The sequence below is a fragment of the Micromonospora halophytica genome (assembly GCF_900090245.1).
GTDB classification, from domain to species: Bacteria; Actinomycetota; Actinomycetes; order Mycobacteriales; family Micromonosporaceae; genus Micromonospora; species Micromonospora halophytica.
Genome location: NZ_FMDN01000005.1, coordinates 1 through 11,596, shown reverse-complemented (window position 1 = coordinate 11,596; position 11,596 = coordinate 1). Strand labels below are relative to the sequence as shown.

Annotated in this window: 12 protein-coding genes; 5 read left to right on the top strand and 7 right to left on the bottom strand. The window is 72.5% G+C overall.

Going from position 1 to position 11,596, the window contains the following annotated elements; all coding sequences use genetic code 11:
• Positions 1-22 precede the first annotated feature (22 nt).
• The 3 genes from GA0070560_RS09190 to GA0070560_RS09180 form a co-directional block, all read right to left on the bottom strand.
• A complete protein-coding gene (locus GA0070560_RS09190) occupies positions 23-1,585 on the bottom strand; it encodes an AMP-binding protein (RefSeq protein ID WP_091293773.1) in 1,563 nt (520 codons plus the stop codon).
• A gap of 189 nt (positions 1,586-1,774) precedes the next feature.
• The gene (locus tag GA0070560_RS09185; RefSeq protein WP_091293770.1) at positions 1,775-2,989 is read right to left on the bottom strand and encodes an acyl-CoA dehydrogenase family protein; all 1,215 of its coding nucleotides are present in this window, start codon (positions 2,987-2,989) and stop codon (positions 1,775-1,777) included.
• 1 nt (position 2,990) lies between these two features.
• A complete protein-coding gene (locus GA0070560_RS09180; RefSeq protein ID WP_091293767.1) occupies positions 2,991-3,443 on the bottom strand; it encodes an SCP2 sterol-binding domain-containing protein in 453 nt (150 codons plus the stop codon).
• Between the two features lie 74 nt (positions 3,444-3,517).
• On the opposite strand from GA0070560_RS09180, the gene GA0070560_RS09175 reads away from it, so the two are divergent.
• A complete protein-coding gene (locus GA0070560_RS09175) occupies positions 3,518-4,156 on the top strand; it encodes a TetR/AcrR family transcriptional regulator (protein WP_170839341.1) in 639 nt (212 codons plus the stop codon).
• 126 nt (positions 4,157-4,282) lie between these two features.
• Here the strand turns inward: GA0070560_RS09175 and GA0070560_RS09170 are convergent, their stop codons facing one another.
• From GA0070560_RS09170 to GA0070560_RS09160, 3 genes are all read right to left on the bottom strand, one after another.
• The gene (locus GA0070560_RS09170; RefSeq protein WP_091293763.1) at positions 4,283-4,909 is read right to left on the bottom strand and encodes a DedA family protein; all 627 of its coding nucleotides are present in this window, start codon (positions 4,907-4,909) and stop codon (positions 4,283-4,285) included.
• A gap of 85 nt (positions 4,910-4,994) precedes the next feature.
• Positions 4,995-6,041: a MaoC/PaaZ C-terminal domain-containing protein gene (locus tag GA0070560_RS09165; protein ID WP_091293761.1), complete on the bottom strand. Its 1,047-nt coding sequence runs from the start codon at positions 6,039-6,041 to the stop codon at positions 4,995-4,997.
• On the bottom strand, positions 6,041-7,396 hold the full coding sequence (locus GA0070560_RS09160) for a 3-oxoacyl-ACP reductase (protein ID WP_091293758.1): 1,356 nt from the start codon (positions 7,394-7,396) through the stop codon (positions 6,041-6,043). The genes GA0070560_RS09165 and GA0070560_RS09160 overlap by 1 nt, the downstream gene beginning before the upstream one ends.
• A gap of 56 nt (positions 7,397-7,452) precedes the next feature.
• Between GA0070560_RS09160 and GA0070560_RS09155 the strand changes: the two genes are divergently transcribed.
• From GA0070560_RS09155 to GA0070560_RS09145, 3 genes are all read left to right on the top strand, one after another.
• Entirely contained in the window at positions 7,453-8,745 is a 1,293-nt protein-coding gene (locus GA0070560_RS09155; protein ID WP_091293755.1) for an acetyl-CoA C-acetyltransferase, read from the top strand.
• Positions 8,746-8,880: 135 nt separating this feature from the next.
• Positions 8,881-9,867 carry a glycohydrolase toxin TNT-related protein gene (locus tag GA0070560_RS09150; RefSeq protein ID WP_139131464.1) on the top strand — a complete coding sequence of 329 codons (987 nt, stop codon included), beginning with the start codon at positions 8,881-8,883 and terminating at the stop codon, positions 9,865-9,867.
• Positions 9,868-10,018: 151 nt separating this feature from the next.
• On the top strand, positions 10,019-10,270 hold the full coding sequence (locus tag GA0070560_RS09145; RefSeq protein ID WP_091293751.1) for a hypothetical protein: 252 nt from the start codon (positions 10,019-10,021) through the stop codon (positions 10,268-10,270).
• Positions 10,271-10,413: 143 nt separating this feature from the next.
• Here the strand turns inward: GA0070560_RS09145 and GA0070560_RS09140 are convergent, their stop codons facing one another.
• Complete coding sequence (locus GA0070560_RS09140) at positions 10,414-10,680, bottom strand: hypothetical protein (RefSeq protein WP_091294431.1); 267 nt, start codon at positions 10,678-10,680, stop codon at positions 10,414-10,416.
• Between the two features lie 313 nt (positions 10,681-10,993).
• Here GA0070560_RS09140 and GA0070560_RS09135 point away from each other — a divergent pair, with 313 nt between their 5' ends.
• Positions 10,994-11,497: a UTRA domain-containing protein gene (locus GA0070560_RS09135; RefSeq protein ID WP_425412619.1), complete on the top strand. Its 504-nt coding sequence runs from the start codon at positions 10,994-10,996 to the stop codon at positions 11,495-11,497.
• The last annotated feature ends 99 nt before the right edge of the window (positions 11,498-11,596 follow it).

Below are 11,596 nucleotides of genomic sequence, written 5' to 3'. Positions count from 1 at the left end.
GGCCGGTGTGCCGAGGGCCCCGTCAGCCGTAGTAGCGGCGCAGTTCCCGGGTGAGCACCTTGCCGGTGGCGTTGCGCGGCAGGTACTTCACGAAGATCACGTCCCGGGGGACGGAGAAGCGGGCCAGGTAGTGCCGGACGTACTCGCGCACCGCCTCCGGGTCGAGGGTCTCGCCGGGGTGCAGGCCGAGGAAGGCGGCGAGCCGCTGGCCGTACTCGGGGTCTTCGACGCCGATGACGGCGGCCTCGCGTACCTGGGGGAGGCGGGCGAGCAGGTCCTCCACCTCGGACGGGAAGACGTTCTCCCCGCCGGAGACGATCATGTCGTCGGCGCGGCCGTCGACGAAGAGCAGTCCGTCGCTGCTGATCCGCCCCAGGTCACCGGTGTCGAGCAGCCCGTCGTGGGTCTCCCGTCGCGCCCCGGAGGTGTAGCCCTCGAAGAGCATCTCGTTGCCGACGAAGATCCGGCCCACCCGCCCGTCGGGGACCGGCTGGTCGTCGTCGTCCATGATGGCCAGCCGGGTGCCGTGCGGTGGGCGACCGGCGGTGGTGGGTGCCTGGCGCAGGTCGGCGGGGGTGGCGATGGAGGCCCAGGAGACCTCGGTCGAGCCGTACAGGTTGTAGACGACGTCGCCGTAGACGTCCATGAAGCGGGGCGCGAGGCCACCGGGCAGCGCCGAGCCGCTGACCGCGACCACCTTCAGCGGGGGGCGGGGGTCCGGCGGCGGCACGTCGAGCAGCCGCTGCAGCATCACGGGTACGGCGAAGAGCGCCTGACACTGGTGGGTCACGAGGGCGTCCCGGGTGGCGGCCGGATCGAAGCGTCGGTGCAGCACGATCGTCGCGCGCAGCGCGAAGCAGACCTGGAGGGCGGCGTACCCCCAGGTGTGGAAGATCGGCGCGGCGATCATCACGGTGTCGCGGGCGTGCAGCGGGATGCGGTCGATGATGGACACCAGCGGGCCGAAGCCGTTGGGGGTGGGGCGGCGGGCGCCCTTGGGTACGCCGGTGGTGCCGGAGGTGAGGACGATGGTGCGCCCGTCGCGCTCCGGCGGTTGCAGGTCGCCGGGGAGCGCGCCGGCCACCAGGTCCTCGTGCGTGCGTTCGTCGACCCGCTGCACCTCGGCGGGGAGGCCGACGACCCGCTCGGCGAACTCGTCGTCGTGCACCAGCACCCGCAGCTGCTGCTCCTCGGCGACGGTGGCCAGTTGGGCGGCGGAGAGGCCGGTGTTGACCAGCACGGCGTCCGCGCCGAGCACGGTGGCGGCGACGATCGCCTCGATCAGTGCGTGGTGGTTGCGGCAGAGCAGCCCGACCCGGTCACCGGCCTGCACGCCGAGCGCGGAGCGCATGGCCCGGGCCAGCCGTTCGGCCCGGTCCAGCAGTTGCTGGTACGTCAGCTCGGCGCCCGTGTCGTCGATCACGGCGGTGCGGCCCGGGTCCCGGGCGGCGGCCTGGCGCAGCTCGCCGGTGAGGCTCCAGCCCCATTTGCGCAGCGCCCCGAGCTGGGAGGCGACCCGGATCGGTCGGCCCGGGGTGAGCAGTCCGCGCCGGGTCAGCGTGGCCACGACGAACGGCAGGTCCATGCGGCGGGGCCTCCTCGTGCGGGGGTGCGGTGAAGGGCCGCGCGAAGGGCCCTTCACCTGGGCTTCACCTTTCGATCATGCCTGCGTCGACGGCGTCGGCCCAAGCCGTGGCCCCGTTCGCCACCTGCGGTGGTGGATGCCGACACCGACGGTGACGCCGGGACCCGTGCGGGGGCACCGGCCGGTGGGTCAGCGGACGTGTACTCCGGAGATGGCGCGGGAGATGACCAGCCGCTGGATCTCTGAGGTGCCCTCGAAGATGGTGTAGATCTTCGCGTCCCGGTACCAGCGTTCGACCGGGTGGTCGCGGAGGAAGCCGGCCCCGCCGAGCAGCTGCACCGCCTTCTCGGTGACCGAGACGGCCACCTCGCCGGCCTTCAGTTTGGACATCGAGCCCTCGCCCGCGGTGAAGGGACGGTTGTTGCGCCCCATCCAGGAGGCCCGCCAGACCAGCAGCCGGGCGGCGTCGATCTCCATCCGCATGTCGGCCAGCGCGAACGCGACCGCCTGGTTCTCGATGATCGGTCGTCCGAACTGGACCCGGTCCCTGGCGTAGTCCAGGGCGTATTCGTAGGCGGCCCGGGCCACGCCGAGCGCCTGCGCCCCGACGGTGGGCCGGGACAGCTCGAAGGTGCGCATCGCGGCCTGGCCGGAGGCGCGTTGCCCGGAGCGGGCGCGGGCCAGCCGCTCGTCCAGGGCCTCCTTGCCGCCGAGCAGGCAACGCCCGGGTACGCGTACGTCGTCGAGGAAGACGTCGGCGGTGTGCGAGGCGCGCAGGCCCAGCTTGCGCAGCTTGCGGGTGGCGCTGAGCCCGGCGGTGCCCGGCGGTACGACGAATGCGGCCTGCCCGCGCGAGCCCAGTTCGGGCTCGACGGAGGCGGTGACGACGTGGATCCCGGCGATCCCGCCGTTTGTGGCGTACGCCTTCTGGCCGCGCAGCACCCATTCGTCGCGGGCCTCGTCGTAGATCGCCCGGGTACGCATGGCGCCGACGTCGGAACCGGCTTCCGGCTCGCTGGTGCAGAACGCGGCGACGGCCGGGGAGTCCGTGCTGCCGAAGCACTGCGGCACCCATTCGACCATCTGGTCGGGGGTGCCCGCGCCGTAGATGGCGGCGACGGCGAGGGAGGTGCCGAAGATGCTCAGCCCGATGCCGGCGTCACCCCAGAAGAGTTCCTCGCTGGCGATCGGCAGAGACAGGCCGGTGGGGTCGGCCCAGCAGGTGGCGAGGAACTCGAAGCCGTACAGGCCGACCTTCGCCGCCTCCTGGATCACCGGCCAGGGAGTTTCCTCCCGGGCGTCCCACTCGGCTGCGGCCGGGCGCACGACTTCGGCGGCGAAGCCGTGCACCCAGTCGCGTAGATCCCGCTGTTCCTCGTTCAGGTCGAGCGAGAACTCGGTCATGTCAGGCCTTGGGGATGTCGAACAGGTTGGCGATGTTGGCGGCCAGGCCGAGGTCGCCCTTGGCCTTGAGCTTGCCGGTCATGAACATCATCACCGGGTTGGCGCCACCGGAGACGATCTTGAGGAACTCGACCGGGCCCATGGTCAGGCTGAGCTTCGGGTCGTGCTGCGGGGTCTCGTTGACGGTGCAGGCGCCGTCGGCGATGGCCACCTCGTAGGTGTCGGTGCCACCGTCGGGGCGGCCGGTGATGTTCCAGTGGATGACCGCGTTGGTCGAGCCCGCCCGGTCGGCGCGGAACAGCTGCGGCATCCGGCCGAAGACCTCGCTGAGGATCTTGCCGCGCAGGTCGCCGGACATCACCTCGGCGATCTTGTCGTCCGGGGTGGACTTGACCAGCTGGGCGAACTCCTTGGGGCCGACGTTGGCGAAGTTGGCCGGGTCGAAGTCAGTCATGGGGGATGCACCTTCCGAGGGCGTGAGTGGTTACTCATGCGTAACCTTACGCACGAGTAGGTATGCTCGCAAGAGTGTCCAGCACACCCACCTTCAAACGTCTCCCCCGAGCCGTCCGTGAGCAGCAGATGCTCGACGCCGCCGTGAAAGTCTTCTCCCGACGTGGCTTCCACGCCGCCAGCATGGACGAGATCGCCGACGACGCCGGCATCTCCAAGCCGATGGTCTACGCGTACCTCGGCACCAAGGAGGAGCTCTTCGTCGCCTGCCTGCACCGGGAGACCGCCCGGATGATGGAGGCGATCGCCGGGGCCGCCGCTCCGGACCTCCCCGCCGACCAGCGGCTCTGGCGCGGGCTGCGCGCCTTCTTCGGCTTCGTCGGCGCGCACCGGGACGGCTGGGCGGTGCTCTACCGGCAGGCCCGGGGCTCTCAGCCGTTCGCCGGGGAACTGGCCGCCATGCGGGCCCGGCTGGTCGAGGTGGTCGCCGGGATGCTGGACCACGCGCTGCGCGCCGAGGGGCGCGAGGTCGCCGAGACCGAGCTGGAGGTCGTCGCGTACGCCCTGGTCGGGGCGTCCGAGTCGCTGGCCGACTGGCTCGCCGACCGCCCAGAGGCCGACCCGGAGAAGACCGCCACCCGGATGATGAACGTCGCCTGGCTGGGCGCCGCCCAACTCCTGCACGGCACCACCTGGCGCCCCCCAACCCCCTGACCCGCCCCGCCATCCTGGGCCACGGCGGGTCGCATCATGATCCAGTAGCATTCCGGAACAACTTCGGCGGCGTGTCGTCTCCTTTTCCGCAACCCGATCGTGAGGCAGACGGCTGGGGCCGGACGGTCACGGACCCGGAGCGCGGTGGGCGGCGCGGTGGTGGGCGCGGCGGCGCAGCCAGCGGGCCAGCTCGACCAGGCCGGTGACGGCCAGGGAGAGGCCGACGCCGACGAGCAGGCCCTTGACCGGGTCGCGCTCGAAGGCCAGCCCGCCGAAGTAGCCGAGCAGGCCGCAGTACAGGGCCCAGGTGCCGGCCGCCAGCGCGTCGAAGAACAGGAACCGCGGCAGCGGGTAGCGGACCGCGCCCATGGTCAGGGTGACCGCGGTGCGACCGCCGGGCACGTACCGCGAGGCGGTGAGGATCGAGCCGCCCCGCCGGTCCACGGCGCGGCGGGCCCACTCGGAGCCGGCCCGGCGGCGGCTGTCGGCCGGCAGCCGGGCCAGCCGGTGCGCGCCGCCGCCCCGGCCGATGGCGTACGAGACGTGGTCGCCGACGAGCGCGCCGAGCGCGGCGGCCACGATCACCGCGACCAGCACGGGCTCGCCCCCGGCGGCGAAGACCCCGGCGGTGATCACGACCGTCTCGCCCGGGACCGCCGGGAAGAACGCGTCGACCGCGGTGACCGCGAAGATCACCAGGTACACCCACGGCGAGGTGACCGTGTGGCGCAGCAGGTCGAGCACGGTCTCCATGCCCTCATGCTCGGCGCTCGGCCCTGGTCGCGCGCCGAGTCGCCGGATCACGCCCGCCGCCGGCCGACGGGGCCGGCGGCGGATGTCAGCGGACCGTGCCGACCAGGTGCGGGCGGGAGGTCCGGGCGTCGTGCAGGGCGAAGTCCCAGGCCCCGGTGGCGCTGAAGGCCACCGTCGTGGGCAGTGGCACCGGCAGCTTGAACGCCACCTGCACCGTGAACGCCTCCGGTAGCCGGCCCTCCAGGGCGGCCAGGCAGCGCGCCTTGCTCCACATGCCGTGCGCGATCGGCCGGGGGAAGCCGAACAGCCGCGCCCCCAGCCTGGAGGTGTGGATCGGGTTGTGGTCGCCGGAGACCCGGGCGTAGTCCGTACCGACCCGGGGGGTGACCCGCCAGTGCGCCGTGGCGGCCGGCGGCGCGGGCCGCTCGCCCGGGTCGCGCCGCCCGCCGCCGCCCGCCGCGCGCCCCTTGCCGAGGTACGTCGATACGCCGCGCCAGACCTCCTCGCCGCCGACCGAGGCGACCAGTACGACGTCGATCTGCCGCCCCCGCTCGTGCGGGCGCAGGTTCTCCGCGTGGGTGACGAAGTCCAGCGTCTCCCCGGCGAGGACCGGGCGGTGCACGGTGATCCGGTTGCCGACGTGCACCACGCCGGTGAGCGGGACGGGGAACTCCGGCGTGGTCATCAGCCGCAGCGCCAGCGGGAAGCCCATCACGTGCGGGTACGTCGCCGGCAGCGTGTCGGACAGCCGGAACCCGCAGACCCGGTCGTACTCGGCGAGGTGCGCCCGGTCGACGGTGACCCCGGCAACGGCCAGTTCGACCTGCGGCGCGGCGTCCGGCCGGCGGGACCGGCCGATCACCGGCACCGCGTCGCGCAGCGCCCGCCGGTAGAGGGCGCCCGGCGTCGGCATCCGGAGCAGCTCGACCCGGGCCCGGGCGGTCCGGGCGGTGTGCGCCGAGAGGTCCTCGGTGGCGTATTTGGACAGGTCGTGCGTCTCCTCGACGCTGACGTCGTGCCCGCGCCCGGCGGCGCGGACGGCGGCCAGGTCGTGCGCCGAGATGACCTCGGTCGGGCCGTCGATCAGCTCGTGGACGGAGAGTTCGTCGCTCGGTTCGTCGCGCCGGACCATCACGCCCCCAGCAGGCTCTGGCCGCAGACCCGGACGATGTTGCCGCTGACCGCCCCGGAGGCCGGCCAGGCCAGCCAGCCGATGGTCTCGGCCACGTCCACCGGCAGGCCGCCCTGCGACATGCTGTTCATCCGGCGGCCCGCCTCGCGGACCATCAGGGGGATGCGGGCGGTCAACCGGGTCTCGATGAAGCCGGGGGCGACCGCGTTGACGCTGATCTGCTCTTCGCGCAGCACCGGGGCGAGTGAGTCGACCAGGCCGATCACGCCGGCCTTGCTGGTGGCGTAGTTGGTCTGGCCCCGGTTGCCGGCGATGCCGGCGATCGAGGAGACCGCGACGATCCGCCCGCCCGCCGGGATGAGCTTCCGTTCCAGCAGCACGTCGTTGATCCGCTCCTGGCTGGAGAGGTTGACGTCGATCACCGAGTCCCAGCGGTCGGCGTCCATCCGGCCGAGGGTCTTGTCCCGGGTGATGCCGGCGTTGTGCACCACCACGTCGACCCGGCCGTGCCGGGCGGCCAGGTGCTCGGCGAGCCGGGTGGGCGCCTCCGGGGTGGTCAGGTCGAGCTGCACGGCGCTGCCGCCGATCTCGTTGGTGACCGCGGCCAGCGCGTCCCCGGCGGCCGGGACGTCCAGGGCGACGACCTGGGCGCCGTCGCGGGCGAGCACCCGGGCCAGCGCGGCGCCGATCCCGCGCGCCGCCCCGGTGACCAGGACGACCTGTCCGTCCAGCGGTCGGTCCCAGTCCGCCGGGGCCTGCGCCTGGCCGGCACCGACCCGGACCACCTGCCCCGAGACGTACGCGGAGCGGCCCGAGAGCAGGAACCGCAGGGTCGATTCGAGGCTGGTGAGGGTGCCGTCGTCGCCGGTGGGGGTGACGTACACGAGCTGGGCGGTGACGCCCCGGCCGAACTCCTTGCCGATGCTGCGGGTCAGCCCTTCCAGGGCCCGCTGGGCGGTGGCCTCGCGGGGGGATCCGCACTCGGCGGGCGGGGCGCCGAGGACGATCACCCGGCCGCTGGGCAGCACGGAGCGGGCGTGCGGGTGGAGGAAGTCGTAGAGCTGGCGCAGGTCGGTGGAGTCGGTGATGCCGGTGGCGTCGTACACCAGGGCCCCGAAGCGGGCGTCGGCGTCGATGGTGAGGGGGTCGCGCGCCTCGACCCCGGCGAACGCCAGGATTTTGCCGACCGGCTCGGCGAGCCGGCCGCCGGTGGCCGCGCCGAGCAGGGCGGGGCCGGTCAGCAGCGGGTCGCCGGGGGTGTGCCGGCGCAGTCGCGGCGGGTCGGGCAGCCCGAGGCGCTTGACCAGCGTGCGACCGGCCCCCGATTGGACGAAGCTCGCGTACCTGTCGGTCATAGGCGTAGCCTACTGGCCAGTAGGTTATGGGCAAGCCCTGAAACGGAGGCGGGATCGTGCAGAGCATCCGGCGGGTCGCGGTCATCGGCGGCAACCGCATCCCCTTCGCCCGGTCCAACTCGCGGTACGCGAGCGCGTCCAACGCCGACATGCTCGGCGCGGCGCTGGACGGGCTGGTCGCCCGGTTCGGGCTGGCCGGGCAGCGGGTCGGCGAGGTGGTCGCCGGGGCGGTGCTCAAGCACTCGAAGGACTTCAACCTGACCCGTGAGGTGGTGCTCGGCTCGAAGCTCGACCCGCACACCCCCGCGTACGACATCCAGCAGGCCTGCGGCACCGGCCTGGAGGCGGCCATCCTGGTCGCCAACAAGATCGCCCTCGGGCAGATCGAGGTCGGCATCGCCGGTGGCGTCGACACCACCTCCGACGCGCCACTGGCGGTCAACGAGGACCTGCGCCGCACCCTGCTGAAGCTCAACTCCGCCCGTACCCTCGGCGAGCGGCTGAAGATCGCCGCGAAGCTGCGCCCGCACCACCCGTTCAAGCCGGAGATCCCGCGCAACGCCGAGCCGCGTACCGGGCTGTCGATGGGGGAGCACGCCGCCCGGACGGCACTGCGCTGGGGGATCGACCGGCAGTCCCAGGACGAGTTGGCGCTGCGCTCGCACCAGCGCCTCGCCGCCGCGTACGACCGGGGCTTCTTCGACGACCTGCTGACGCCGTACCTGGGGCTGACCCGGGACCAGAACCTCCGTGCGGAGACCAGCCTGGAGAAGCTCGGCTCGCTCAAGCCGGTCTTCGGCGCCAAGGGGCCGGACGCCGAGCAGGCCACGATGACCGCCGGCAACTCCTCCCCGCTCACCGACGGCGCGTCGACCGTGCTGTTGGCCAGCGAGGAGTGGGCGCGCGAGCACCACCTGCCGGTGGCGGCCTGGTTCTCCTGGTCGGAGACGGCCGCCGTCGACTTCGTGCACGGCGACGAGGGGCTGCTGATGGCCCCGGCGTACGCCGTCCCCCGGATGCTGACCCGGGCCGGGCTGACCCTGCAGGACTTCGACTACTACGAGATCCACGAGGCGTTCGCCTCGCAGGTGCTGGCGACCCTGGCCGCCTGGGAGTCGCCGGAGTTCTGCAAGGACCGGCTGGGCCTGGACGCCCCGCTCGGGTCGATCGACCGGGACCGGCTCAACGTCAACGGCTCCTCGCTCGCCGCCGGGCACCCGTTCGCCGCCACCGGCGGACGGATCGTCGCCACCCTGGCCAAGCTGCTCGCGGAAAAGGGCGGCGGCCGGGGGCTGATCTCCATCTGCGCGGCCGGCGGGCAGGGCGTCACCGCGATCCTGGAGCGCTGAGACCGGGCTCCCCGCCCGTCTCCGGACGAGCGGGGAGCTGTCCACCTTTCGTGGGCAAACAGTCACTAACGCTCACATTCATGCACTGACCTCCCGACGATGAAGGCCTGATCGTCCTTCAACGGGAGGTTCGTGGTGAGGCGTAGACGTTGGCTGCTCGCCGTCGTGTCCGGCGCGGCCCTGGCCATCTTTCCCGGCGGGCCACAACAGACCGCGACCCCGACCACCGTGCCGCAGGCCGCCGGCCTCTCCGACGACGGCTCGCGACCGGGCGAGGGCGGGAGCCGCCCCGGCCCCAGCGACCAGCCCGGCCGACCCGGTGGCCAGCACGGCGACCAGCCCGGTCGGCCCGGTGGCAGCCAGCCCGGTCAGCCGGAGTCGCCCGGTGGTGGGGCGCGGCCGCAGCCGCCGGCGCACCAGAACCTCTGCCGGTCCGGCCTGCCGCCGAACGCGCCGCAGACCACCCAGTTCTACGACGACAACCGGCTGCTCGGCCCGGAGGCGTTGCCGCTCCAGTCGCCGGTCGGTCCGCTGCTCGCCGGCTACCAGCGGTTCGGCGCGCAGAGCGAGGCCCAGTGGATCCGGAACTACACCGTGAACGGGGCCGGGACGCAACTGGTCTTCCCACCCGAGAACGGCTTCTTCCTCGGCCCGGACGGCGAGCCGGTCAAGCAGCGGCAGACCTTGCTGCCCGGGTACCGCCTCGACCGTTTCGGCTTCCCCGGTGGTGCCTTCCTGGCCCCGCTCGGCACCCCGTTCGGCTCCCGCTCCCTGGCCCCGCAGAGCCTGAACACCCCGCCCACGCCGCCGGCCACCACACCGCCTGCGCCGCTGGCGAACTACCACACCTACTGCTTGCTCAAGCCGTTCGACGTCGACTCCGGCCCGATCGCACCGTGGTTCGCGCAGCCCGGCATGGGCACCCAGTTCCAACTCAACCCCGCGTACGTGCCGCGGGCCGGCAGCAACCTCACCGTGCAGTGGCTGCTGGACCACCACTTCATCGTCGAGGAGCACCTGGGCGAGCCCACCCCGCCGCCGTGCCCGACCGACGCCGTGCCGCTCCCCGTACCCCTGCAGGGTGGGGTGGGCGGCGGCGTGCCCACCGTCAACGTCTGCTGATCCCGGGTTTCACTGGGAGGGCAGTCGTCGGTCGGCGGTCACCTGAACGGGTGGCCGCCGGCCCGGTGGCCGACGCGTGGCGCAGGCGAGAGACGGGGCCGGCGTGACGGGGCGACGGCATGATGGGCAGGCTTGACCACGGGAGGACGGGATGGACCGGCACGAGGTGCGCAACGCCCTGATGAAGGCCGGTATCTCACCGGACGCCTTCGATCTGGAGGGGGTGCACGAGCACGTCCCCCTGCCGCCCGACTTCTGGTTCCTCCGCCGGTCCGCCGACGGGCGTTGGGAGATCGGAGCGTACGAGCGCGGGGTGTACGACGTACGCCAGGCCTTCGACACCGAGGAGGACGCCTGCGCGGGGCTGTGGCACGCGCTGACCGGGCGGCCCGTCCCGTCCTGACCCGGCCCTGACCCCGCCCTGACCGGCCCTGACCGGCCCTGGCCGGCGTTGGCTGGCGTTGGCCGGCGTTGATCGACTCCGTTTCGCCGTAATGGCGGTGTCGAGGCCGCTTCGACCCCGCCACTTCGCCGACATGGAGTTGATCAGGTCGGCCGCAGCCAGCCGAGGAAACGCGCGTACAGGTCACCGGCCGGTTCCCGGCGCAGGTCCGACGATGCGTCGGCCAGGTGCAGACCCAGGTAGACACCGAGGGCGGCGCGATTCTGCGCGTACTCGCTGAGCAGCCGGTCGCGGCGGACCTGGCAGGGCCAGGGCTCGCCGCACCCGGCGCACTGCCAGCCGGGGCGGACCGGCACATGGGCGGCCGCAGCGGCGACCGGCCGGACCCGGACCGCGTCGAGCCGGGCCAACACCCGTCGTTGACGCGGCCCCGACGGATGGCCCAGTTCGACGCCGCGCAGGTGTACCCAGAGGCTGGTAGACAGGAGGGGAGTCGTTCCCCGGGCGTGATCCGTCGTGGTTGCTCCCGTCGACTCGTGCCGGACCGGGAGTGGGAGAGGCCGCCAAACCGACCCACCCCGGTCCTTCTCGTTGGCGGTTACCTTGCTGCCATTTCAATAAGGTAGCAAGGTTGTGGTGAAGTGTGGTGGCGCTCGGTCTACCGTTGGCCAATGTCGGGGAAAAGGAGTCGAAGTGAGCCGTCCCGAGTGGGTCAGCGTCTCGATGCCCTACGTCACGCCTGGCAGCGGGGATGCATGGGCCGTTGAATCCGCGCAGCGGGGCAGCGTCGGCACCCAGCGTCTGCTTGAGGTGAGGGAGATGAGCCCTCCGGCCGACGTGGCGCTGGCGCTGCGACTGGAGGCTGGGGCGTCGGTGATCGTCAGACGGCGGCTCATGCTGACCGACGGGCAACCAGTCGAGCTGACGGACTCCTACTACCCCGCCTCGATCGCTCGTGGCACGGCCCTGGGTGAGCTACGCAAGATCAGAGGTGGAGCGGTAAGCCTGCTGGCCGAGATGGGCTATCGTCCCGAACGGGTCACAGAGGACGTCTACACACGGCTACCCACCGAGACCGAGCGGGAAGCTCTTGGCCTGGCCCGAGGTGAATGGGTACTCGGGCTGACGCGACTGCTCAGAACGGCCGAGGACGTGCCGATCGAGCTGAGCGTGATGACGATGGTGCCGCAGGGCCGGCGCCTGCGGTACGAACTGATCGTGGAGTAGCGGAGCTAGGCCGCGTTTCATAAGCGGGGTAGCCACTCGTTGATCATGGAGATGTGCACGGTGGCTTCATAGCGGACAGCGAGTTTGTCGTAGCGGGTC